Origin of the sequence: Microbacterium sp. NPDC058062, from assembly GCF_042885375.1 — a bacterium.
GTDB lineage: Bacteria > Actinomycetota > Actinomycetes > Actinomycetales > Microbacteriaceae > Microbacterium > Microbacterium trichothecenolyticum_C.
Genome location: NZ_JBHVSC010000007.1, coordinates 76,188 through 99,652, shown reverse-complemented (window position 1 = coordinate 99,652; position 23,465 = coordinate 76,188). Strand labels below are relative to the sequence as shown.

The 23,465-nt window shown below is 70.5% G+C and carries 22 protein-coding genes and 1 tRNA gene; 14 read left to right on the top strand and 9 right to left on the bottom strand.

All coding sequences use genetic code 11. The features are described 5' to 3' along the window. Nucleotides 1–77: 77 nt before the first annotated feature. From ACFVSU_RS20255 to ACFVSU_RS20245, 3 genes are all read left to right on the top strand, one after another. Complete coding sequence (locus tag ACFVSU_RS20255; protein ID WP_387147263.1) at nt 78–2,822, top strand: Tat pathway signal sequence domain protein; 2,745 nt, start codon at nt 78–80, stop codon at nt 2,820–2,822. Nucleotides 2,823–2,838: 16 nt separating this feature from the next. Continuing rightward, the gene (tatA, locus tag ACFVSU_RS20250; RefSeq protein ID WP_387147260.1) at nt 2,839–3,015 is read left to right on the top strand and encodes a twin-arginine translocase TatA/TatE family subunit; all 177 of its coding nucleotides are present in this window, start codon (nt 2,839–2,841) and stop codon (nt 3,013–3,015) included. Nucleotides 3,016–3,126: 111 nt separating this feature from the next. Further along, complete coding sequence (locus tag ACFVSU_RS20245; RefSeq protein ID WP_310292444.1) at nt 3,127–3,522, top strand: hypothetical protein; 396 nt, start codon at nt 3,127–3,129, stop codon at nt 3,520–3,522. Nucleotides 3,523–3,548: 26 nt separating this feature from the next. On the opposite strand, the gene ACFVSU_RS20240 is transcribed toward ACFVSU_RS20245, so the two are convergent. Further along, the gene (locus tag ACFVSU_RS20240) at nt 3,549–4,505 is read right to left on the bottom strand and encodes an EamA family transporter (protein ID WP_387147256.1); all 957 of its coding nucleotides are present in this window, start codon (nt 4,503–4,505) and stop codon (nt 3,549–3,551) included. A gap of 92 nt (nt 4,506–4,597) precedes the next feature. Between ACFVSU_RS20240 and ACFVSU_RS20235 the strand changes: the two genes are divergently transcribed. From ACFVSU_RS20235 to ACFVSU_RS20215, 5 genes are read left to right on the top strand one after another with little or no spacing between them, the layout of a single operon-like run. After that, nucleotides 4,598–7,003 (top strand): MMPL family transporter, encoded by a 2,406-nt coding sequence (locus ACFVSU_RS20235; protein ID WP_387147253.1) that lies wholly within the window; start codon nt 4,598–4,600, stop codon nt 7,001–7,003. Continuing rightward, complete coding sequence (locus ACFVSU_RS20230) at nt 7,000–7,590, top strand: isochorismatase family protein (protein ID WP_387147250.1); 591 nt, start codon at nt 7,000–7,002, stop codon at nt 7,588–7,590. Before ACFVSU_RS20235 ends, ACFVSU_RS20230 begins: the two co-directional genes overlap by 4 nt. After that, complete coding sequence (locus tag ACFVSU_RS20225) at nt 7,583–8,248, top strand: DNA alkylation repair protein (protein ID WP_387147247.1); 666 nt, start codon at nt 7,583–7,585, stop codon at nt 8,246–8,248. The genes ACFVSU_RS20230 and ACFVSU_RS20225 overlap by 8 nt, the downstream gene beginning before the upstream one ends. Before the next feature lie 27 nt (nt 8,249–8,275). Next, entirely contained in the window at nt 8,276–8,725 is a 450-nt protein-coding gene (locus ACFVSU_RS20220) for a GNAT family N-acetyltransferase (RefSeq protein WP_387147244.1), read from the top strand. Then, nucleotides 8,722–9,024, top strand: coding sequence for a hypothetical protein (locus ACFVSU_RS20215; RefSeq protein ID WP_387147241.1), 303 nt, complete (start codon nt 8,722–8,724; stop codon nt 9,022–9,024). The genes ACFVSU_RS20220 and ACFVSU_RS20215 overlap by 4 nt, the downstream gene beginning before the upstream one ends. A gap of 105 nt (nt 9,025–9,129) precedes the next feature. On the opposite strand, the gene ACFVSU_RS20210 is transcribed toward ACFVSU_RS20215, so the two are convergent. The 8 genes from ACFVSU_RS20210 to ACFVSU_RS20175 form a co-directional block, all read right to left on the bottom strand. Then, nucleotides 9,130–10,353 carry a nitrate/nitrite transporter gene (locus ACFVSU_RS20210; RefSeq protein ID WP_387147238.1) on the bottom strand — a complete coding sequence of 408 codons (1,224 nt, stop codon included), beginning with the start codon at nt 10,351–10,353 and terminating at the stop codon, nt 9,130–9,132. Beyond that, entirely contained in the window at nt 10,350–11,138 is a 789-nt protein-coding gene (gene narI / locus ACFVSU_RS20205) for a respiratory nitrate reductase subunit gamma (RefSeq protein ID WP_387147235.1), read from the bottom strand. Before narI ends, ACFVSU_RS20210 begins: the two co-directional genes overlap by 4 nt. Beyond that, nucleotides 11,138–11,821, bottom strand: a complete 684-nt coding sequence (gene narJ / locus ACFVSU_RS20200; protein ID WP_387147232.1) for a nitrate reductase molybdenum cofactor assembly chaperone — start codon at nt 11,819–11,821, stop codon at nt 11,138–11,140. The genes narI and narJ overlap by 1 nt, the downstream gene beginning before the upstream one ends. After that, nucleotides 11,818–13,509: a nitrate reductase subunit beta gene (gene narH / locus ACFVSU_RS20195; protein ID WP_387147229.1), complete on the bottom strand. Its 1,692-nt coding sequence runs from the start codon at nt 13,507–13,509 to the stop codon at nt 11,818–11,820. Before narH ends, narJ begins: the two co-directional genes overlap by 4 nt. After that, on the bottom strand, nt 13,509–17,216 hold the full coding sequence (locus ACFVSU_RS20190) for a nitrate reductase subunit alpha (protein WP_387147227.1): 3,708 nt from the start codon (nt 17,214–17,216) through the stop codon (nt 13,509–13,511). Before ACFVSU_RS20190 ends, narH begins: the two co-directional genes overlap by 1 nt. An 81-nt stretch (nt 17,217–17,297) precedes the next feature. Further along, nucleotides 17,298–17,370: transfer RNA gene (locus tag ACFVSU_RS20185), tRNA-Lys, on the bottom strand. Nucleotides 17,371–17,412: 42 nt separating this feature from the next. Then, nucleotides 17,413–18,846 carry a protein kinase gene (locus tag ACFVSU_RS20180; protein ID WP_387147224.1) on the bottom strand — a complete coding sequence of 478 codons (1,434 nt, stop codon included), beginning with the start codon at nt 18,844–18,846 and terminating at the stop codon, nt 17,413–17,415. A gap of 196 nt (nt 18,847–19,042) precedes the next feature. After that, the gene (locus ACFVSU_RS20175; protein ID WP_387147221.1) at nt 19,043–19,711 is read right to left on the bottom strand and encodes a fasciclin domain-containing protein; all 669 of its coding nucleotides are present in this window, start codon (nt 19,709–19,711) and stop codon (nt 19,043–19,045) included. A gap of 128 nt (nt 19,712–19,839) precedes the next feature. Here ACFVSU_RS20175 and ACFVSU_RS20170 point away from each other — a divergent pair, with 128 nt between their 5' ends. The 6 genes from ACFVSU_RS20170 (at nt 19,840) to ACFVSU_RS20145 (ending at nt 23,188) form a co-directional block, all read left to right on the top strand. Further along, nucleotides 19,840–20,046, top strand: coding sequence for a hypothetical protein (locus tag ACFVSU_RS20170; RefSeq protein ID WP_387147218.1), 207 nt, complete (start codon nt 19,840–19,842; stop codon nt 20,044–20,046). Between the two features lie 33 nt (nt 20,047–20,079). Next, nucleotides 20,080–20,682: an ECF RNA polymerase sigma factor SigK gene (gene sigK / locus ACFVSU_RS20165; RefSeq protein WP_387147215.1), complete on the top strand. Its 603-nt coding sequence runs from the start codon at nt 20,080–20,082 to the stop codon at nt 20,680–20,682. Next, the gene (locus ACFVSU_RS20160; RefSeq protein ID WP_387147397.1) at nt 20,682–21,515 is read left to right on the top strand and encodes an anti-sigma factor domain-containing protein; all 834 of its coding nucleotides are present in this window, start codon (nt 20,682–20,684) and stop codon (nt 21,513–21,515) included. Before sigK ends, ACFVSU_RS20160 begins: the two co-directional genes overlap by 1 nt. Before the next feature lie 136 nt (nt 21,516–21,651). Next, nucleotides 21,652–21,999 carry a helix-turn-helix transcriptional regulator gene (locus ACFVSU_RS20155; protein ID WP_045298308.1) on the top strand — a complete coding sequence of 116 codons (348 nt, stop codon included), beginning with the start codon at nt 21,652–21,654 and terminating at the stop codon, nt 21,997–21,999. A gap of 59 nt (nt 22,000–22,058) precedes the next feature. Continuing rightward, complete coding sequence (locus tag ACFVSU_RS20150; protein ID WP_056369457.1) at nt 22,059–22,466, top strand: VOC family protein; 408 nt, start codon at nt 22,059–22,061, stop codon at nt 22,464–22,466. A gap of 83 nt (nt 22,467–22,549) precedes the next feature. Then, nucleotides 22,550–23,188, top strand: coding sequence for a DNA-directed RNA polymerase subunit beta (locus ACFVSU_RS20145; protein ID WP_387147210.1), 639 nt, complete (start codon nt 22,550–22,552; stop codon nt 23,186–23,188). Nucleotides 23,189–23,465: the final 277 nt, after the last annotated feature.

The window sequence follows — 23,465 nt, the reverse complement described above, 5'->3', positions numbered from 1 at the left end:
CCCGCTCGGTGCCGTCCGTAAGGTCGGTGCCGTCGGAGCCGAGGCGGCTCCGAAGGATTCGATGAGGAGTCACACACATGGACATCAGCCGTCGCGGACTGCTGCAGACGTCTCTTGCCGCCGGCGTCGCCACCGCGTTCACCTTCGCGTCGACGAGCGCCGCGAACGCCGCCCCGGCCGCGCGCGACGCCTTCGGGCGGATCGTGCCGGCCCGGCTCACCGGCCACGGTCCGGTGCCGCTGCGCTGGCTCGAGGGCGGGGTGCCGTCCCAGCTGACCGCGGGCACCACGTGGGGTGTGCCGTGGCCGAAGGGCGCGCTGGCGCCCGACCAGTCCTTCACGCTCGTCGCCGAGAGCGGGGCCAGCATCCCCGTTCAGACCTGGCCGACCGGCTGGTGGCCCGACGGATCGGTCAAGTGGACCGCCCACGCCGTGGCCGCCTCCGCGGAACGGTCGACGACGTACTCGCTGCAGCCCGGCACCGCCGCCGCGCCGGCGGCGCCCGTCACCGTCACCGAGAACCCCGGCAAGGTCGTCGTCGACACCGGCGTCGTCACGGTCGAGTTCCCCCGCAACGGCAAGAGCATCGTCTCGGTCATCCGGCGAGGGAACACCGTCATCGCAGAGGAAGGCCGCCTCGTCGCCGGGCGCCAGAACGTGCCCGACACCGACGCCGGCGACAAGATCGACAACGAGTGGTTCCAGGGCGACGTGGGCGAGGTCGTCGTCGAGCAGTCCGGCCCGGTCCGCGCCGTCATCCGCGTGAAGGGCACGCACAAGAAGGGCAAGCGCTCGTGGCTGCCGTTCGACCTGCGCTTCTACCTGTACGCCGGCTCCGACGGCATCCGCGTCGTGCACACCTTCGTCTTCGACGGCGACGAGAACAAGGACTTCATCAACGGGCTCGGCATCCGCTTCACGGTCCCGCTCGCCGCGCAGCTGCACGACCGCCACGTGCGCTTCGCGGGCGCGGGGCAGGGCGTGCTCGGCGAGGCCGTCCGCGGGATCACCGGCCAGCGCCGCGACCCGGGGGCTGCCGCCCGCGACGCGCAGATCGCCGGCGCCTGGACGCCCGACCCCGCCACGTGGGACCAGCGCGTCACCTCACGGCTGCAGTGGATCCCCGCGTTCGGCGACTACAGCCTCAGCCAGCTCACGGCTCACGGGTTCGAGATCCGCAAGCGCACGTCCGCCGGCCACTCGTGGATCCGCGCCGATGGCGGGACGCGCTCGCGCGGTCTCGCGTACGTCGGCACGCCGGGCGGCGGACTCGCCTTCGGCATGCGCAACTTCTGGCAGCTGCACCCGACCGAGCTCGAGATCACCGGCGCCTCGACCGACAAGGCGACGGCGACGGTGTGGATGTGGTCGCCGCGCGCCGAGGCGATGGACCTGCGGTTCTACCACGACGGCCTGGGCCAGGACACCTACGAGAAGCAGCTCGACGCGCTCGAGATCACCTACGAGGACTACGAGCCCGGCTTCGGCACCCCGTACGGCGTCGCGCGTACGACGGAGCTGAGCTTCTGGGCGCTCGGTGCGACTCCGTCCGCCGCCGACTTCAGTGCGATGGCGGATGCTGCGGCCACGCCTCCGCTCCTGGTGAGCAGTCCGCAGCACAATCACTCGGCGGGCGTGTTCGGGTCCTGGGCGCCGGTCGACCGCTCCAACTTCGCCAAGACCACGATCGAGGACAAGCTCGCCTTCATGCACTCCTGGTACGTGCAGCAGGTGGACCAGCGCTCCTGGTACGGGTTCTGGGACTACGGCGACGTCATGCACGACTTCGACCGCGACCGGCACGTGTGGCGGTACGACGTGGGCGGCTACGCGTGGGACAACTCCGAGCTCAGCACCGACATGTGGCTGTGGTACCACTACCTGCGCACGGGCGATGCCGCCGCATTCCGCTTCGCCGAGGCGATGACGCGGCACACCGGCGAGGTCGACGTGTACCACCTGGGCAAGTGGGCCGACCTGGGCACCCGTCACGGCATCATGCACTGGGGTGACAGTGCGAAGCAGCAGCGCATCAGCAACGCGGGCTACCGTCGGTTCTATTACTTCCTCACCGCCGACGAGCGTGTGGGCGACCTCATGCGCGACCTCGTCGACGCCGACAAGACGTTCCTCGTGCTCGACCCCTCCCGCAAGATCCGCACGGATGCGTACGACCCGCAGCCCGACGCCCTCAGCGTGTCGACCACGACGGACTGGGGCGCGCTCGCGCTGGCGTGGCTCGCCGAATGGGAGCGCAACGGCGATCCGATCGCCCAGGCGAAGCTCGTGAACGGGGCCAAGACGATCGCCGCGCTGCCGAACGGATGGGCGCAAGGTGGCACGCCGCGCTACAACCTGGCCGACGGCACGTTCGGAGAGGAGACCGAGAAGACGGTGTCGGTCGGCTCGCTCGACTCGGTGTTCGGGCTCATCGAGCTCATGACCGAGCTCATCGATCTCATCGACGATCCCCAGGTGACCGAGCAGTGGGTCAACTACTGCCGCCTCTACAACGGCACATCGGCCGAGCAGGCAGCGGTGACCGGCGTCTCGTGGGGGAGCCAGAACCTCCGTCAGGCGTACTCGCGGGCGACGGCGTATGCGGCGCATCAGCTCGGCGACACCACGCTCGCGAAGCGCGCGTGGAAGGAGTTCCGCACGGGCCACGCCGGCTACGCCGAGGGTCTCGCCTTCACCTCGACCCGGATCGATGGGCCGGCCGTGCTCAATCCGGTCGACGACGCCCCGTTCGGCACCAACGCGAGCGCGCAGTACGGGCTCGCCGCCATCCAGTGCCTCGCCCTCGTCGGCGACCAGATCTGACGGGGAGGACGACGTGATGCTCGCGAACATCGGCGGCTGGCACCTCATCCTCCTTCTCGTCGTGATCCTGCTGCTGTTCGGCGCGGCGCGCCTTCCCGCTCTCGCGAAGGGTGTCGGGCAGTCGGTGAGGATCCTCAAGACCGAGACGCGGAGCGAGAGCGCTCGCTCGGAGGAGGGCGGCAGGGACTCGTAGTGGCGGTGAGACGTGGTGCCGAAGCCGGCGGGGTGATCCGTTAGGCTGGGCTCAGAACCGGAGACGGCCGCGCACAGCGGCCGTTTTCCGTATCCGAAGGACGGTGATGCGGTGTCTCAGGCGATCGACGCCCTCGCCGAGATCTTCTCGTGGATCGGGTTCGGCGTCGGCGCACTCCTCGCGGGCATCGCGCTGATCATGTACCTCCTCGACGGCACGTGGCTGCCGGTGCGCGCGGTCGTCGAGACCGGCCCCAACGGCCGGCTCGTGCGCTGGTTCGACGAGGACGGCGGCGTCGGCGAGGCGCACCTCACCCACGAGCAGGATCACCACATCGGCGACGCCGACATGGCCGACATCTTCGTGCGGCGCGGATCGCTGAACCGCATGCGGCTGACCCACGGTTCCCCTGCGGTGCGTGCGGTCACCCGACTCGCGATCGGGATGCTGGCGCTCGGCGTGGTGGCGCTGGTGACGTCGCTCGTCATGCTGTTCGTGCGGGGCTGATCCGCCGATCCCGCCTGCGGCCGGGCTCACGCGATGGCGAGCATGCCTCCGGCGGCCAGCGCGAGGCCGAGCCCGATCCACTGCACCGCGGCGACCCGCTCCCGCAGCACGATCGCGGCGAGCAGGATGGTGCCGGCGGGGTAGAGCGCGGTGAGCGCCGACACCACGGCCAGGTCGCCCGTGCGCAGCGCGAACAGGGCGAGGGCGTTGGCCGCAGCATCCGCGATTCCGCACGCGATCGCCAGCCACCACGCCTGACGCGCTGAAGCCACGACGCGCCCGACACCTGTCGTCGCGTGCTCGAGGTCGGCATGTCCACTGGGCGTCGCGCCCAGGGGGAGCCCGGCGACGGGGAGGACCGAGCGCGCGCGCTCGCCGCGGCGCAGAGCGGCGAGGGCCAGGCCGCCGACGATGGCACCGGTCACGACGGCGCTCGTCGCGCGGCTCGTCACGAGCGGCACGAGTCCGCTGTCATCCGAGGTCTGGTCGAGCACGATGAGGAACGCGCCGATCGCGAGGCCCGCGCCGACCGCCATCGCCAGCCCGCGGGCGCTCGGCCGGACGATCTTCTCGCCGGGGATGAAGCCCACGAGCACGACGGCGACGAGCGCCACGCCGAGCCCGACGTATCCGATGGGTGCGAGGGCGTCGCCGTTCACGAGCAGACCCCACAGCATCGGGGCGACGGCCGACACCACCGCGGTCAGCGGCGACAGGATGCTCATCGGTCCGATCGCGAGGCATGCGTACAGCAGTGCGATCGCGACCACGCTGAAGATGCCGCCCAGCACACCCCATGCGACGTCGGGCGCCGACCACACGCCGCCGAAGAGAGGCTGGGCAACGAGCAGGGCCGCGAGCCCGGAGAGCGCGGCGACCGCCGTCACGACGATCGAGCGCAGGCGCCGGGCGGCGAGGCCTCCCAGGAAGTCCGCGGAGCCGTACACGATGGCGCCCACGAGGGCGATGGCGGCGGAGATCATCGCGACCCAGCTTAGGAGCGCGGCGCGTGGGGGTCTGCGATCCGGATGTCAAGTGGTCGGAGAATATCCAATTCGCTAGATAAGCTAGCGATATGACCTCGCCTCACCACGCGAACCGTCGCCCCTCGGGCTGGCTGCGGATCGGGATCCCCGCCCTCCTCGTCCTCGTCTGGCTGGCCGTGGGATCCATCGGCGGCCCCTACTTCGGCAAGGTCGACGAGGTGTCGAGCAACGACCGCTCGTCGTTCCTCCCCGAGAGCGCGGATGCGACGCAGGTGAACGAGAGACTCGCCGGGTTCCTCGGCGGCGAGAGCATCCCCGCGGTGGTCGTGGTCACGGGCGACGGTGAGCTCTCCGACGACGACATCGCGGACGTGCAGGCGCTCGCCGACGACATCGCCGAGATCGAGGGAGTGCAGGAGGACGTGTCGCCGCCGATCCCGTCGGAGGACGGCGAGGCGGTGCAGATCTTCGTGCCCATCGACGCCTCGGGCGAGGTCGGACCGACGGTTGAGGAGATCCGCTCGCTCGTGGCCGAGGATCTGCCGGCCGGACTCGAGGGCTGGGTCACCGGTCCTGCCGGCTTCACCGCCGATCTCGTCGAGGGCTTCCTGGGGATCGACGGGCTCCTGCTCGGCGTCGCGCTGATCGCGGTGTTCCTGATCCTCGTGATCGTCTACCGCTCGCCGCTGCTGCCCGTGCTGGTGCTCCTGACGTCGGTGTTCGCGCTCTGCGTGGCGCTGCTGACGGTGTGGTGGCTCGCCTACGCCGGGATCGTCGTGCTCAACGGGCAGGTGCAGGGCATCCTGTTCATCCTCGTGATCGGCGCGGCGACCGACTACGCCCTCCTGTACGTCGCCCGGTTCCGCGAGTCCATCGCGACCGGCATGTCGAAATGGGATGCCACGCTCTCGGCGTGGCGCGGAGCCTTCGAGCCGATCCTCGCCTCGGGCGGCACCGTGATCGCCGGCCTGCTGTGCCTGCTGCTCTCGGACCTCGCGACCAACCGCGCGCTCGGCCCGATCGCGTCCATCGGGATCGCGTTCTCGATGCTGTCGGCGCTGACGTTCCTGCCGGCGCTGCTGGCGCTGTGCGGGCGATCGGCGTTCTGGCCGTTCATCCCGAAGAAGCCGATCGCGATGATCCCCGACGACCTCACGCAGCCGGTCAAGGGCCTGTGGCCGCGCCAGGCGCGCTTCGTCGCCCGTCACGCGCGCGTGGTGTGGATCGCATGCACGATCGTGCTGCTCGCGGGCGCCGTCGGCATCACTCAGCTCAAGGCCGACGGGGTGCCCACGAGCGATCTCGTGCTCGGCTCTTCCGAGGCGCGCGACGGGCAGGACGTGCTCGCCGAGCACTTCCCGGCGGGCTCCGGCTCGCCGGTGTACGTGATCGTGCCCGAGGAGGACCTCGCCGACGCGGTCGGCGTGCTCGAGGCGTCGGACGGGATCGAGTCGGTGTCGGTCGCGTCGGACGACTCCCCGACGGGGCAGGCGCAGGTCACAGTCGAGGACGGCGACCCCGTGTTCACCGCTGTCGGCCCGCCCGGCACGCCCGCGCCCGCGCCGACGGTCTCCGAGGGTGACGTGCTCGTGATCGGGACGCTGACGGATGCCGCCGACTCCGTCGCCGCGGAGGACACCGTCCGTGACCTCCGCGCCGACCTCGACGAGACGCTCGGTGCCGGCACCGCGGTCGTCGGCGGCGAGACGGCCACCGACATCGACACCAACGACACGTCGACGCGCGACCGCACGGTGATCATCCCGGTGATCCTCGCAGTGATCCTCCTCATCCTGATGCTGCTGCTGCGCTCGATCCTTGCGCCCGTGCTGCTCATCGGCACCGTGATCCTCTCGTTCGCCACGGCGCTCGGCGTCAGCGCGCTGGTCTTCAACGAGGTGTTCGGCTTCCCGGGGGCGGATCCCGCCGTGCCGCTGTACGGCTTCGTCTTCCTCGTGGCGCTCGGAGTCGACTACAACATCTTCCTGATGTCGCGGGTACGTGAGGAGTCGCTCGTCCACGGCACGAGACCCGGCATCCTCCGCGGCCTCGTCGCCACCGGCGGGGTGATCACCTCGGCGGGACTCGTGCTCGCAGCGACCTTCGCGGCGCTCGGCGTGATCCCGATCCTGTTCCTCGCGCAGATCGCGTTCATCGTCGCGTTCGGCGTGCTGCTCGACACGTTCATCGTGCGGTCGCTCCTGGTGCCGGCGCTCTCGTACGACATCGGCAAGGCGATCTGGTGGCCCTCGAAGCTCTGGCGGCGGGACGTCGGCCCTTCGGCGGGCTCGGTGACCGGCACGATCGCTGCACCCGAGACGCCGGACGCTGAACCCGAGACGCCGGTCGCCGCGCCCCAAGCACCGGATGCGGAGCCGCGGATTCCGGTCGCTGACCCTGTCGAAGCGCTGCCCGCCGAGACCGACCCCGAGCTCGTGGCGGGGGACGGGCACCCGCTCACCCGTGAGGAGTACAGGCGTACGCTCGAACCATGAGCAAGGCGCTGTTCATCGTCGACGTCCAGAACGACTTCACCGAGGGCGGTGCCCTGGGCGTCGAGGGCGGCGACGCCGTCGCGCAGCGCATCTCGGAGTTCCTCGTCACCCATGCCGAGGAGTACGCCGTGATCGTCGCCTCCCGCGATTGGCACCACGCCGAGGGCGACAACGGCGGGCACTTCCACCCGGAGCCCGACTTCGTCGACACGTGGCCGGTGCACTGCGTGAGCGGGACCGAAGGCGCCGAGTACGATCCCGGCTTCGACACGTCGTCGGTGACCCACCACGTCAAGAAGGGCCAGGGCAAGCCCGCGTACTCGCTGTTCGAGGGCACGACCGACGACGGCGTGACCGTCGCGCACCTCCTCGAGGAGCACGGCGTGGTCGACGTCGACATCACCGGCATCGCGACCGACTACTGCGTGCGCGCCTCGGCGCTCGACGCCATCGAGCACGGCCGGCACGTCCGCGTCCTCACCGACCTCATCGCCGGCGTCGCGGCCGAATCCAGCGAGGCGGCGCTCGCCGAGCTCGCGCACGCCGGCGCCGAACTGCGGCCGTCAGGGCTCGAGGGCGGTGACTGAGCCCGGGGCGCCGACCGCCGAGGGCGTCCGTGCGGCGCTCGAGGGCGCAGCATCCGTCGACGAACGCGCCAAGATCGAACGGCGCATGACCGACGCGCGCACCGAGGTGATCGGCGTCCGCATGGGCACGGTGTTCGACATCGCGAAGGCGAACTCGCGGATGCCGCTCACCGAGGTCGACCGGCTGCTCGACTCCGACGCATACGAGATGCGGATGGTCGCGGTGTCGATCCTCGACTTCCAGGCGCGGACCAAGGGGGTCGACCGCGCGGCGCTGTACGAGCTGTGGATGCGGCGTCTCGATCGCATCGACACGTGGGACTACATCGATCGGTCCGCGCCGCGGGTGGTGGGCCTGTACCTGCTGGACCGCCGGCGCGACGTGCTGTTCGAGCTCGCGCGCTCCGACGACCGCTGGCATCGGCGCACGGCGATCACCGCTGCCTTCTCGATCATCCGCGCCCGCGACCTCGACGACCCGCTCGCGCTGTGCGAGATCCTGGCGGACGATCCGGAGCACCTGGTGCAGACGAACGTGGGCGTCGCTCTGCGCGAGATCGGCCGGGTCGACCCCGGCCGGCTGGAGGAGTTCCTCGCGCGGCGCGGCGACGACCTCAGCGCGCACGCGCGACGCACCGCCCGCACCGCGCTCGTCTGAGGCGGGCGACCCGCTACTCTCGGGCTCGTGACCGAGATCCGCCCCCTCGCCCCTGCCGACCGCGACGCCTGGCTCCCGCTCTGGCGCGGCTACATCGAGTTCTACGAGTCCGAGGTGTCGGACGAGCAGACCGCGCTGACGTGGAACCGCCTCCTCGACCGCCAGTTCCCGATCCACGGGGCGGTGGCGACCGACGACGACGGGCGCGCCATCGGCTTCGTCCACTGGCTCACGCACGCAGCGACGTGGTCGCCGGCGCCCTACGTCTACCTCGAGGACCTCTTCGTCGCCCCAGACACCCGCGGCAGCGGCGCGGGGCGCGGCCTCATCGCCCACGTGACCGAGTGGGCGCGCGCGCACGACGCCGCGAAGGTGTACTGGCTCACGCAGGACACCAACACCACCGCGCGGGCCCTCTACGACCGCGTCGCGACCCACACCGGCTTCGTGCACTACGAGATCGGGCTGGACCGATGAGCGCGTCCGCCCCCGCCGAGCGGAGCATCGGCGACCTCGTCGCGACGCTGCTCCTGATCGGGTTCTCGGTCGGCGCCGCGGTGGTTCTCTTCTTCGTGTCGCTCGTGTGGGCCATCGGCAACAACGACAACACGGTGGCGATCGTGCTGGGCGGCTACCTGCCGCTGGCCCTCGCCGTGATCGGCGCCGTCGCAGGCATCGTCGCGCTGTCGCGCAAGCGCCGCGCCTTCTGGTATCCGCTGATCGCGCTCGTTCTCAGCATCGCCGCCTGGCTCATCGCGCTCTCGATGGTCCGCTGAGCGGGCTCGGCGCGGCTCGCTTCCGACAACTGCTGCAGTGTCCTGCACCTGCTGCGTCGCGCGACGCAGCGGGTGAAGGAACGTGCAGCAGTCGCGCCCGCGGCCTCAGGCCGTGCGCCGCTGCCGCCGGGCCAGGAAGATCACGAAGCCCAGCGCGACCAGCGCGGTGAGGCAGAGCAGGCTGAGCCCGATGGTGTAGCTGTGGGCCTCGGCGTTGTAGGTCGCGCCCATCACGAGCGGCGGGAAGTAGCCGCCGAGCCCGCCCGCGGCACCGACGATTCCGGTGACGGTGCCGACCCGTTCGGCCGGGGCGCGCTGCGCCACCCACGTGAACACCGCGCCGGTGCCGAGGCCGAGGAAGAGGGCCATGAGCACGAACGACGCCCCCGCCGCGAGTTCGGGCGGCGGCTGCAGAGCGATGACGACCGCCATCACGGCGGCGCCGCCGAGCGAGATGCTGAGCACGGTCGCCGGGCCGATGCGGTCCGACAGCCAGCCGCCGACCGGACGGGCGATGACCGCGGCGATCGCGAAGCCCGCGGTGCGGGCGCCTGCATCGGCGAGGTCGTATCCGTAGACCTCCTTGAGGTAGGTCGGCAGGTACGTCGAGAACGCGACGAAGCCGCCGAAGGTCACGGCGTAGAGGAACGCCATCTGCCAGGTCACGGCGAGCTTGGACGCCGCCTTGAGCTTCGGCATGACCGGGGCGTCGTTCGGCTTCCACAGCGGCGAGTCCCGCATGAACAGCCACACGATGACCGCGACCACGAGCAGTGCGCCCGCGATGATGAGGTGCGTGGCGAAGTAGCCGAACCAGGCCACCATGCGGGGAGTGAAGAACGACGAGAGGGCGGTGCCGCCCATGCCGGCGCCGAAGAGGCCCGTGGCGAAGCCGCGCTTGGCCGGCTCGTACCAGGCGTTCACGAAGGGGATGCCGATCGCGAAGGTCGTGCCGGCGATGCCGAGCAGGAACCCGAACGCGATCATAAGCGCATACGACCCCCACACCCCGGCGAGGGCCACCAGCACGACGGGCACGGCCGAGGCCGCCGTCAGGACCGTGAACATCAGGCGACCGCCGAAGCGGTCGGTGAACGCACCGGTGAGGATGCGGCCGAGCGACCCGACCAGCACCGGAGTCGCGATGAGGAGCGAGGCCTCCGTCGAGGTCAGCCCCATCTCGGCGGTGTACTGCACCGCCAGCGGCGCGACCAGGTTCCACGCCCAGAACGTGATGGTGAAGGCCAGCAGTGCCAGCAGGAGGTTCTTGGTGCGGCCCGGCAGGGCCTGGGTGTTCTGCGCGGCCTGGGCCGCAGCATCCGTCGTCATCGTCGTGTGCCTCCCGTCTTGCCTGTCGTGGTCGCCTTGCGGTCGGGGGTGCGGTCGGTGGTGCCCACCGGCGCCCAGCCGCGCCGGATCCCGCGCGCCGTCGTCGGCCGCCCGTCGCGCGAGCGGTAGACGATGTACGGGCGGAACAGGTAGTGCACCGGCGCCGTGAACGCGTGGACGAGCCGCGTGAACGGCCAGATCATGAACAGCACCATGCCGATCACGGTGTGGATCTGGTAGTCGAGCGACGCCTCGCTCATCGCGGCGATGTTCGGCTGGAACACGAACAGTGACCGGAACCACGGCGAGACCGTGTCGCGGTAGGTGAGCTCCTGGTGCGGGCCGATGACCCCCAGCACCGTGGTCGCGAGCCCCGCGACGATCGCGGCCACCAGCACGACGTACATGGTCTTGTCGTTCTTCGTCGTCGCCATGAACACCGGGCCGGTGGTGCGGCGGCGGTAGATCAGGATGCCGACGCCGACGAGCGTCGCGATGCCGGCCACCGTGCCGAGGCCGAGCGCGGCGAGGTGGTACATCTCATCCGAGATGCCGAAGAAGTCGGTCCACGCCTTGGGGATCACGAGGCCGATGACGTGGCCGATGATCACGACGAGGATGCCGAAGTGGAACAGCGGCGACCCGATCCGCAGCAGTCGCGACTCGTAGAGCTGCGACGAGCGGGTGGTCCAGCCGAACTGGTCGTAGCGGTAGCGCCAGATCGTGCCGCCGACGAGCACCGCCACCATGATGTAGGGGAGGATGCCCCACAGGAACAGGTCCATCAGTGCCTCCCGACCGGCTCGAGCGGCAGCAGCCGCGGGTCGTGGGCGTCGAGTCCGACGGACTCGCGCGGCGGTCCGGCGGCGGCCATCGCCATCGCCTGCTGGCGGTCGGCGGGGGAGCGGCCCGGGAGCGTCTCGCACACCGCCGCGACGACGCCGGCGTAGGGCGAGCCGCGCTCGGCGAGGGCGAGGCGGATGAGCTCGAGGCTCGGCCGGTACTCCTGCAGCAGCGCCGCGCCCTCGCCCGGAGCATGCCGTGCGAACTCGAGCACGAGCGGCAGGAAGTCGGGCAGCTCGCCCGTGCCGTCGATCGTGAGCCCGGCCTCGCGGTACCTCCGCTTCAGATCGGCGAGCACCGCGCCGCGCCGGCGCGTGTCGCCGTCGGTCCAGTAGCTCAGGTACAGCGCGTGGCGCCGCGACATGTCGAATGTGTCCACGTACACCGTCTGCACCTCGGACGCCGGCGTCTTCGCCCACCACTCGAGGAGAGGGGCGAAGGTCCCCGCTCCCCCTCCACGTGGCGCTGGCGCGCCACGCGGAGCCTCCGGGTGCGGGGGCCCAGCTAGCGCCCGGGGCGCCGCCTCCGTCAGCGCCTGGCCGATCAGCGCCGAAGAGCCGAGCACGCCGTCATCCGGGTAGCTCAGGCACAGCGACGCCGCCTGGTAGACCACCCGGACGTTCACGACGAGCCTCCGGGAGCAGCATCCGGAGCCGCATCCTTCGGGGGGAAGAGACCGGGCGGTGCGCCGTTGCCGTCCCAGTTCAGGAGGTTGACGCGGCCGCGCAGCGACTCCCCGCTCGCGGCGGCGTCGGAGGTCTGGCGCTCTTTGAGGGCGTGGAACGTCTCCACCGCGACCGGAGTCGGCCTGCCGCTCGCCTCGCCGAACATGCCCGACTCGTTGCCGTACGGGCCGCCGTCGAAGTCGAGCGAGCAGCCGAGCTCCTCGAGCTCGTGCGCACGCTCGTAGTGCGCCGTGGGAATGACGTAACGGTCCTCGTACTTGGCGATCGCCAGCAGCCGGTACATCGCGTAGATGGACTCGCCCGTCATGCCGACGGCCTCGGGGATCGACTCGTCGCGCTCGCGCTCGAGCGTGATGTCGCGCAGGTACGAGCGCATCGCGGCGAGGCGCCACAGCACGCCGGTGATGATGTCGGTGTCGCCCGCGGTGAAGAGCTCGGCGAGGTACTCGACGGGGATCCGCAGCGCCTCGATCGCGCCGAACAGGGTGCCGGCGGCCTCCGAGTCGTGGCCCTGGTCGCGCAGCAGGTCGACGATCGGCGACAGGGGCGGGATGTACCAGACCATCGGCATCGTGCGGTACTCCGGGTGCAGCGGCAGCGCCACCCGGTACGTCTTGGCCAGGGCGTAGACGGGGGAGCGGCGCGCGGCATCCATCCAGTCCTCGGGGATGTCGCCCTGCGCGCGAGCCGCGGCGATCACCTCGGGGTCGTTCGGGTCGAGCATGAGGTCGAGCTGCGCCTCGTACAGGTCCTTCGGATCGGGCGTGGACGCCGCCTCGGTGACGCGGTCCGCGTCGTAGAGGAAGAGGCCGAGGTAGCGCAGGCGCCCGACGCACGTCTCGGAGCAGACGGTGGGGATGCCGACCTCGAGGCGCGGGTAGCAGAGCGTGCACTTCTCGGCCTTGCCGGTCTTGTGGTTGAAGTAGATCTTCTTGTACGGGCAGCCCGTGATGCACTGGCGCCACCCGCGGCAGCGGTCCTGGTCGACGAGCACGATGCCGTCCTCGGCCCGCTTGTAGATCGCGCCCGACGGGCACGACGCCATGCACGACGGGTTGAGGCAGTGCTCGCAGATCCGCGGCAGGTAGAACATGAACGTCTTCTCGAACTGCAGCTTGATCTTGTCTTCCGACTCGCGCCGCACCCGCTCGACGATCGGGTCGAGATGGCCCATCTCGGACGCGCCGCCGAGGTCGTCGTCCCAGTTCGCCGACCACGTGATCTTCGTGTCCTCGCCGGTGATGAGGGACTTCGGGCGGGCGACCGGGAAGTCGTCGCCGAGGGGCGCGTCGATGAGCGTCTCGTAGTCGTAGGTCCAGGGCTCGTAGTAGTCCTCGAGCTTCGGCTGCACCGGCGACGAGAAGATCGAGAACAGGCGCTTCGCGCGACTGCCGGTGCGCAGCGACAGCCGCCCGCGCTTGTTGAGCGTCCACCCGCCGCGCCATTGCTCCTGGTCCTCGTAGCGGCGCGGGTAGCCCTGGCCGGGCCGCGTCTCGACGTTGTTGAACCACACGTACTCGGTGCCCGCCCGGTTCGTCCACGCCTGCTTGCAGGTGACCGAGCAGGTGTGGCATCCGATGCACTTGTCGAGGTTCATGACCATGCCCATCTGGGCCATCACGCGCATCAGAACACCACCTCCTGCGAGCGACGGCGCACCGTCGCCACCATGTCGCGTTGATTGCCGGTCGGTCCCAGATAGTTGAACGTATACGACAGCTGCGCGTATCCGCCGATGAGGTGCGTGGGTTTCACGAGCAGCCTCGTGACGGAGTTGTGGATGCCGCCGCGCCGGCCGGTGGCTTCGGACTTCGGCACGTCGATCGTGCGCTCCTGCGCGTGGTGCACGTAGACGACGCCGGTGGGCATGCGATGCGACACGATCGCCCGTGCCACGAGCACGCCGTTCGAGTTCACGCATTCGACCCAGTCGTTGTCGGCGGCGCCGATGGCCGCGGCATCCGCCGGACTCATCCAGACCGTGGGGCCGCCGCGCGACAGCGACAGCATGAAGAGGTTGTCCTGGTACTCGGAGTGGATCGACCACTTCGAGTGCGGCGTGAGGTAGCGCACCACGACCTGCTGCTCGCCGTTCGGCCCGAGCTTGGGCTCGCCGAACAGGCGGTGCATGTCGAGCGGCGGACGGTAGATCGGCAGGGCCTCGCCGAGGTCGCGCATCCACGCGTGGTCGAGGTAGAAGTGCATGCGGCCGGTGAGCGTATGGAAGGGCTTCAGCCGCTCGATGTTGACGGTGAACGGCGCGTACCGGCGCCCGCCGGTCTCGGAACCCGACCACTCCGGCGACGTGATCACCGGCACCGGCGCCGCCTGCGTCATCGCGAACGTGATGCGCTTCTCCTCGGAACCCTCGGCGAGGTCGGCGAGAGGCTTGCCCACGCGCTTCTCGAGGGTGCGGAAGCCCTGCGACGCGAGCTCGCCGTTCGTCGTGCCCGAGAACGCGAGGATCGCCTCGGCCATCTTGACGTCGGTGTCCATCGCGGGCCGGCCATCGGCCGCGCCCCCGAGCATGACGCCGTTCTTCTGCGCGAGCCGCTCGACCTCGTGCGACAGGTCGTAGGTCACGTTCTTGATCGCGAACCCGAGCCTGTCGGCGAGCGGACCGACGGCGGCGAGCTTGTCGGCGATCGCGGTGTAGTCGCGCTCCACGACCGTGAACTGCGGCATGGTCTTGCCCGGGATGCCGGGGGTGTCGCCGCGCGCCCAGTCCCGCACCTCGCCGCCGGGCTGCGACGTCTCGCCCGGGGTGTCGTGCTGCATCGGCACCGAGACGAGGTCACGCCGGGTGCCGAGATGCGTGCGCGCCTGCTCGGAGAACTCGACGGCGATCGCGTGGAACAGGTCGAAGTCGCTCTTCGCCTCCCACGGCGGGTCGATCGCCGGCGTGAACGCGTGCACGAATGGGTGCATGTCGGTCGACGACAGGTCGTGCTTCTCGTACCAGGTCGCCGCGGGGAACACGACGTCCGACAGGAGCGTCGTCGAGGTCATGCGGAAGTCGGCCGACACGAGCAGGTCGAGCTTGCCCTCGGGGATCTCCTCGTGCCACTTCACGTCGTTCGGGCGCACGCTGGCCTCGTCGGTCGCCATGACGTTGTTGTGGGTGCCGAGCAGGTACTTGAGGAAGTACTCGTTGCCCTTCGCGCTCGATCCCATGAGGTTCGACCGCCACAGCGTGAGCAGGCGTGGCCAGTTCTCCGGAGCATCGACGTCGGCGATCGCGGGCTGCAGCTCGCCGGAGGAGAGCTGCGAGGCGACGAAGGATGCTGCATCCGCCGCCTCTCCGTTCGCCACCGCCGCATCGGCCCGGTCGGCGAGGTCGAGCGGGTTGACGTCGAACTGCGGGTAGAACGGCATCCAGCCGAGCCGCGCGGACTGGGCGATCGTGTCGGCGGTGTGCATGCCGGCGAGATTGCCGTCGGCGAGCGGCGACGCCAGCGCGTCGGCGGAGTACCCATCGAAGCGCCATTGGTCGGTGTGCATGTACCAGTACGCGGTGCCGATCATCGTGCGGGGCGGGCGCGACCAGTCGAGGGCGTTCGCGAGCGACAGCCAGCCGGTGATCGGGCGGCACTTCTCCTGCCCGACGTAGTGCGCCCAGCCGCCGCCGTTGCGCCCCATCGACCCGGTGAGGATCAGGAGCGCCAGGATCGCGCGGTACGTCGCGTCGCCGTGGAACCACTGGCAGATGCCGGCGCCCATGATGATCATCGACCGGCCGTTCGACTCGACCGCGTTCGCGGCGAACTCGCGCGCGATGCGCGTGCACGCCTGCGCCGGCACGCCGGTGATCTCCTCCTGCCACGCGGGCGTGTACGGAGATTCGGCGTCGTCGAGCCCCGTCGGCCAGTCGCCCGGCAGTCCGTCGCGGGCGACGCCGTACTGGGCGAGCATCAGGTCGAGGACGGTCGTGACCAGGATGCCGCCCACCCGCGTCGCCGGGACGCCCCGGTGCAGCACGGCGCCCTCGCCGTCGGCGGAATCGAAGCGGGGAAGGAGTACCTCGACCGCCTCAGGAGTTCCGGTCGCGGAGGGGAGGTCGGCGATGGACAGCGCGGGTTCCACGCCCTCCAGGTCGAGGTTCCAGCGGCCCTCGCCGGACGGGGCGTACCGGAACCCCATCGAGCCGTTGGGCACGCGCGGAGCGCCGGTCGCAGCATCCAGCACCACCGTCTTCCACTCGTCCTCGGGGGTGTCGCCGCCGAGGTCCTTCGACGTGACGAACGTGCCGGGAACATACGCGCCGTCGCGCTCGGTGAGCCGCACGAGATGGGGAAGATCGGTGTACTGGCGCGCGAAGTCGGCGAAGAACGGCACGCGACGGTCGACGTAGTTCTCCTTGAGCACGACGTGGCCCATCGCCATCGCGAGTGCCGCGTCGGTGCCGGCCTGGCACGGCAGCCACTCGTCGGCGAACTTCGTGTTGTCGGCGTAGTCGGGGCTGACCGTGACGACCTTCGTGCCGCGGTAGCGCACCTCGGCCATCCAGTGCGCATCGGGCGTGCGGGTGACCGGCACGTTCGATCCCCACATCATCAGGTACGTGGCATCCCACCAGTCGCCCGACTCGGGGACGTCCGTCTGATCGCCGAAGACCTGCGGGCTCGCGACCGGGAGGTCGGCGTACCAGTCGTAGAACGACGTCATCACGCCGCCGACGAGCTGCGTGAAGCGCGTGCCGATGCAGTGCGACACCATCGACATCGCCGGGATCGGCGAGAAGCCCGCGACCCGGTCGGGGCCGTACTCCTTGATCGTGTGCACGTACCCGGCGGCGACGAGCTCCACGGCCTCACGCCACGACGCGCGCACCAGACCGCCCTTGCCACGCGCCCGCTGGTAGCGGCGACGGCTCTCGGGGTTCTTCGTGATCTCGCCGAACGCCTCCACCGGGTCGTTGCCCCGCGCCTTTGCGGCGCGGTACTCCTCGAGCAGCACCCCGCGCACATAGGGGTAGCGCACACGCGTGGGGGAGTAGGTGTACCAGGAGAACGCAGCCCCGCGGGGGCAACCGCGGGGCTCGTATTCGGGACGGTCGGGGCCGACGCTCGGATAGTCGGTCTCCTGGGCCTCCCACGTGATGATGCCGTCCTTGACGTACACCTTCCACGAACAGGAGCCCGTGCAGTTCACGCCGTGCGTCGACCGGACGACCTTGTCGTGGCTCCACCGGTCGCGGTAGAACGCGTCGCCCTCGCGCCCACCCTCGAGGAACGCGGCACGATGATCGGCGGTTTCGTCCCACCTCGTGAAGAACCGCCCTGCGCGCAGCAAAGCGTCGGAAGCCGGACCGTCCACACCGATCTGGGGCGTCATGTCTCGGACCCTAGCGAACCGTCCGGCGAACGCGCCAGAGGTTCCGCCGTGTCAATTCCGGATGTTCGTCCGAGTATCGAGTGGGCCCCGTGGGGCTCGAACCCACGACCCGCGGATTAAAAGTCCGATGCTCTACCGACTGAGCTAGAGGCCCTCGACGACAAGCCTACTGGCCACGCGGTGCCGCTTCGTGCGGTCAGCGATTCCCGTTGCCGTTGCCCTTGCCGCTGTTGCTGCCGGGGCCGTTGCCGTTGCCGTTTCCGTTGCCGTTGTTGTTGCCGGGGCCGCTGTTGCCGCCACCGCCTCCGCCCGTATCGGCCGGCGGGACCTCTTCCGCAGGGGCCTGGTCTGCAGGCGCGTTCGCCGGGGCCTGCTCGACCGGAGCGTCCTCCGTCGGTGCCGGCGGAACCTGCTCGACGGGGGACGTCGGCGCGGGCTCGGGCTCCGCAGCCCAGCTGTTCGCCAGCCAGAGCGTCCCCAGGGCCAGCCCGACAGCGAGGACCGCCGCGAGCACTGCCCCGATCACCAGCGCACGACGCGAGGGGCGACGCTCCTCGTCCGGGACGAGGGGGAGGACGGGGGCTGCCGCAGCATCCGTCTCCGCGGAGGTCCCCAGGCCGAGGGCGGACACGCGGGCGTCGCGGCGGAGCGCGCCGGGCGCGACGGGAGGCGATGAGGGTGTCGGCTGGGGAAACACTTGCGTCGGGCCTGTGGCAGGCGTCGCAACAGGAGCCGCGATCGGCGCGGTCGACGGGTCGGCGTTCTCACGCGCGAGCGTGTTCTCCATCGCTGCCAGGCGTGACGCCGTGGCGACGATCTCGAGCGCCGTGGGCCGGTCGTCGGGGCGGATCGCCGTCATTCCACGGATCAGCCCCTGCCATGCCGGATGGAGGGACTCCGGGATCTTCGGGGCCGCCGACAGGCGCGCCATGACCGTCCCGATGCCCTCGGCCTCGCCGAACGGGCGTTCGCCGGTGAGCGCCTCGATCAGGAGGAGGCCGAAGGCGTAGATGTCGGCGGGCGGTGCCGGAACGATGCCGCGCGCCTGCTCCGGCGCGACGTATGCCATCGTGCCGACGATGACACCGGGGGTCGTGACACGAGCCGAGTCCATCAGGTAGGCGATGCCGAAGTCGGCCAGCTTCGCCCGCCACTCCCACCCCGGTCGCGGGGAAGACCACAAGAGCACGTTGGACGGCTTGATGTCGCGGTGCACGACGCCGTGGTCGTGCGCCACGTGGAGTCCTTCCGCGATGTCGATCGCGACCGAGGCGACCACGCGCGGATCGACCGGCCCTCGTGCGATCAGGTCGCGCAGAGTGATGCCGTCGACGAGTTCCATGACCAGGTAGCTGGTCTCATCCGTGCCGACACGGGCATCGAACACGGTGACGAGCGAATGGTGGCTGAGGGAGGCGAGGAGCGTCGTCTCCGACAGTGCGCGCTCGACGGAGCCGATCGCGTCGGTCGGCTCACGGAACACCTTCACGGCGACCGGACGCTGGAGATGGGTGTCGTCGGCGCGATACACCCTCGCCATGCCGCCCTCTCCGATGCGTTCCCGCAGCAGGTAGCGCCCGTCCAAGAGCTCGCCCGTGGCGAGTTCTCCGGACGCGAGCAGGTCAGTCACATGTCCTCCCACCCGATGCGCGCACCCCTCCGGCACCGCATCGGGCCTGATTCCACGGTACGGACTGCCCTTCCCGCGGGTGGAGGGGTTGACGAGCCTTGCCCGACGTGCAAACGCGTGCAGCGCGGCCGCCGGCGCACCTCGCAGGCGCCGGCGGCCGCGCCGCCCCCGCATGGCCGGCCGAGGCCGGCACCGGTCACTGAGCCGGAGGCATCAGGACCGCGTCGATGAGGTACACGGTGGCGTTGGCGGTCTGCACGCCGCCGCAGATCACGTTGGCGTCATTGACCTTCCACATGTCTCCCTCGCCCGTGACCTCGAGGTCGGAACCCTGCACCGTGGTGTGGGTGCCCGCGATGTCGGCCGGCTCGATCCGGCCCGGCACCACGTGGTAGGTGAGGATCGACGTCAGCGTCGCGCTGTCGGTCTTCAGTGACTCGATGGTGGCGGGGTCGATCATCGCGAACGCGTCGTCCACCGGCGCGAACACGGTGAACTCGTCGCCGTTCAGCGTGTCGACGAGGTTCACGTCGGGATTGAGCTGTCCGCTCACGGCGGCCGTCAGCGTCGTCAGCATCGGATTGTTGGATGCCGCGATCGCGACCGGATCGGCCGACATGCCTTCGATCGAGCCGTCGCCGTCCGGCACGGCTTCGGCGTACGCCGCGCAGCCGGGGCCGACCAGGTCGGCGGCGGGATCGGTCGTCATCGGCTCCTCGCTCGCCTCCATCGAGGGCGTCGACGTCGAAGGTTCGGTCGTCGGCTCTGCTGTCGATCCGCCCATCGAACAGGCGGACAGCGCGAACGTCGCGGCGACGGCGAGCATCAGCCCTGCCGAAACGCGCTTCCCGGTGATGCGAGACATGTCTTCCTCCTCTATGCGGTCCTCGGACCGCGTTCTGCGTGTCCCCGGTGCGGGGAGCGTGCCGCGGAGGCGGCTACACGGACTGTTCGGAGGGGTCGCCGCATCGGATTGCAGATCGGATGAAACGGATGCTGCGGCCCTGGGTCGCAGCATCCGTCTCCGGTCGCGGCAATCCGAACGCGAGGCAGGTGCGAACAACCTGGGACGCACGAGGGGGACGCATGGAGCTCATCGTCATCGGTCAGCGGGCCGGCGGTGCGCAGTCGGCGCGTGGGGACCGCGAGACGCCCGAGGTGTCGCCGGGGGTGGAAGTGTACTCGTTCATCTTCGGGTGAGGCCACGCCGGGTCGGAGGGAGGTGCGTAAGGCATGCTGGTGGACATGGTGATCGATGGAATCGACGTGCCCGAAGACGGCACCGAACCCGTCGACCACATCGGGGAGCTGCTGCAGCGTGCCGCCGGTGGCGACCAGGCGGCATTCGCCCGCGTCTACGACATGCTCTCGCCCCGCGTCTTCGGCCTGATCCTCCGTGTGCTCGTCGACCGTGCGCAGAGCGAGGAGGTGCTGCAGGAGGTCTTCCTCGAGGTGTGGCAATCCGCTGCGCGGTTCGCTCCGAACAGAGGTCAGGGAAGATCATGGGTGCTGACGATCGCGCACCGCCGAGCCGTCGACCGCGTGAGGTCGTCGCAGGCGAGCACCGATCGCGACGTGCGCGCGGGGTTCCGAGACCTCGACGTCGCCCACGACGGGGTCGCGGAGCAGGTCGAGCTCCGCATCGAGGGGGAGAAGGTGGCGGCGGCGCTGTCGGGGCTTCCCGACGCCCAGCGGGAGGCGCTCACCCTCGCGTACTACGGGGGTTACAGTCAGAGCGAGATCGCGGCCCTGGTGGGGGCGCCGCTGGGGACGATCAAGACGAGGATGCGGGACGGCCTGTCCCGCCTGAGGGCCGAGATGGGGGTGACCACGTGATGGATGAGCAGGAGTTCGCCGAGCTCGCCGCAGGCGCTGCGCTGAACGCGCTGTCGCCCGCCGACCGCGCGGCCTTCGAGGCGGCGCGCCGCGAGCACCCCGAATGGGACCACTGGATCGAGACGGATGCCGCCACCGCCGCGGCGCTCGCCGACACCGTCTCCGACGCCGTGCCTCCGCTGACGCTGCGCTCCACGCTGCTCTCGCGGATCGCGACGACTCCGCAGCTGCCGGCCATGGATGCGGCGGTGGCCGCGACGGCCGACCCTGTCGACCGCTGGGCGCCGGCCCCGCCGCCCGACCCGGATCGGCGCGGCGATGAGCCGCCGGTCGAGCCGCCCCCGCCTACGGCGGTGATCCAGGCGGTGTCGCGCCGTCGCTGGACCCGGGGAATCCTGACGCTCGCCGCCTCCCTGGTGCTGCTCGTCGCGCTCGGACTCGGGGCCGTGCAGATCAACGAGTACATGAACCGGCCGCCGGAGGTCGTGGCGCTGCAGCAGATCGAAGACGCCCCCGACGCCCGGTCGGCGACGGTCGAGGTCGCGGACGGCGGCACCTCGACGGCGCACTGGTCGGAGTCCGTGGGCAAAGTCGTCGTGGTGTCGCAGGGACTGCCGCAGATCGCCGACGACGAGAGCTTCGAGCTCTGGTTCGTCCGCGACGGCGCCGCGGTCCCCGCAGGGGTCTTCGAGCCGACGGACGGGACGACGACCGCACTGCTCGAGGGCGCGATGGAACCCGGCGACGTGATCGCGGTGACGATCGAACCCCAGGGCGGTTCGCCGACGGGGGAGCCGTCGTCCGACCCGATCGTGACGATCCCCACGGCCTGACGCCGGCGACGTGCGCCCGTTCGCGGGAGCTCGTCGAAGCGCGGCGAGACGCCTCCGATCCGGGTAGCGTGAGGCCGTGGCATCCGTCCCCCAGACGACCCAGACGCTCGCGCACCTGCGCCGCGCGCGCGACCTCATGGATCGCGACTACGCGCAGCCGCTGGACGTGCCGACGATGGCGACGAAGGCGCTCATGTCGCCCGCGCACTTCTCGCGCGAGTTCAAGGCCGCGTACGGTGAGACGCCCTATGCGTACCTGATGACCCGGCGCATCGAGCGCGCCATGGCGCTCTTGCGCGAAGGCATGTCGGTGACGGATGCCTGCACCGCCGTCGGCGCGACGTCCCTGGGCTCATTCAGTTCGACGTTCACCGAGATCGTGGGCGAGACGCCGAGCTCGTACCGGTCCCGCCCGCATGACGCCGCCGAGGCGATGCCGCTCTGCGTCGCGAAGATCCTCACACGCCCGACCCGCTACGCCTGAATCGGAACCGAGCAGGATCGGAGAAGCGCACGGGGCGGCGTCGCCGTAGCGTGGCAGCCATGACGAACATCGCCCTGGCGTACAGCCCCATCACCGTCGACGACGTCGACGCCGCCATCCCCTTCTACCGCGACGGACTCGGCCTCGAGGTCGTGAACGACGTCGCCTACGACGGCCACCGCTGGGTGAGCTTCGGGTTCCCCGGTCAGCCCGGCCTCTCGCTCGTGGTCTCGGACCCGACCGCGGGCCGCTCGCCCGAGGACGGCGACGCGCTGCAGCGCCTCGTCGTGAAGGGCTCGGGCCCCGGACCCTACGTGTTCACCACGTCCGACCTCGACGCCACCTTCGAGAAGCTGCGCGCCTTCGGCGCCGAGGTACTGCAGGAGCCCAAGGAGCAGGGCTGGGGTCCGCGCGACGCCGCCTTCCGCGACCCGGCGGGCAACCACATCCGCCTCAACCAGGTCTGAGACGGGCGCGCGACGTGTGCCTGCCGTGGGTCGCCGCCATGCAGCGCGAGCCCGTGCTCGTGGCGGCGAGTAGCCTGGACGGAATGAGCGACTCGTCCAGGGAGTTCCACAAGCCCGTCCGCCGACCGGCCGAACTCTTCGACCGGCTGTTCCCCGCCGAGGACCCGGCCGAGGTCTCCCGCGTCGCGCACACGACCGCGCATGCCCTGCTCGCCCGCGTGCGGGCCGACCCCGACGGCACGGTCGTCGACCGGCTCGTCGCCTTCACCGACGAGCACGGCATCGACGACCTCGCCGAGCTGTGGTCGCGATCGCCTGCGAAGACGCTTCCGGGCGCCCTGTGGCGGCTGTACCTCGTGCAGCTCATGATCCACGACGACCCGCGCACGGCCGCGCTCCTCTACGAGCGCGGCCGTGCCGAGCTCCGCTCCGCCGACGACGTGGTGGCGGGCGCTCCGTCACCCGCGGGGCCGGAGGAGCTCGTCGCGCTGGTCGACACCATCCTGCGCGGGCTCTTCGAGGGCGATTTCGCCGTCGCGCTCGACCGCGCTGCCGCGTTCTGCCGCGTGCAGGCGTCCGGCGCCACGCACGTCGCCGACGACTACGAGACGACCGAGCCCGAGCGTGCGTCGACCTTCACCACCCGCGCCCTGCGGCTCTCGGACTACGCCGCCGACCTCACGGCCTGCGCGGCTCTCTGGCGCCGCGACGCCCTGAGCTGACACACCTCGCTGCCCGAGTCCGCCGACCCCCGCGCCGAATTCGGCGACTCGCCAGAATGCGCGGCGATCGCTCGGTTTTCTGGCGAGTCGCCAAAATTCGGTTTCGCGGCGATGCGCGCAGTTTGCGGCGACTCGCCAGAATGCGCGGCGATTGCTCAGTTCTTTGGCGAGTCGCCGAAATCCATCCGGGCATGAAAGTGCCGGGCCGCAGAACGCCTCTCGGCGCGGTGCCGCTCGAAGCGGCAAATTTTGGAGCCCGGGGTTACTGCGGCCCGGC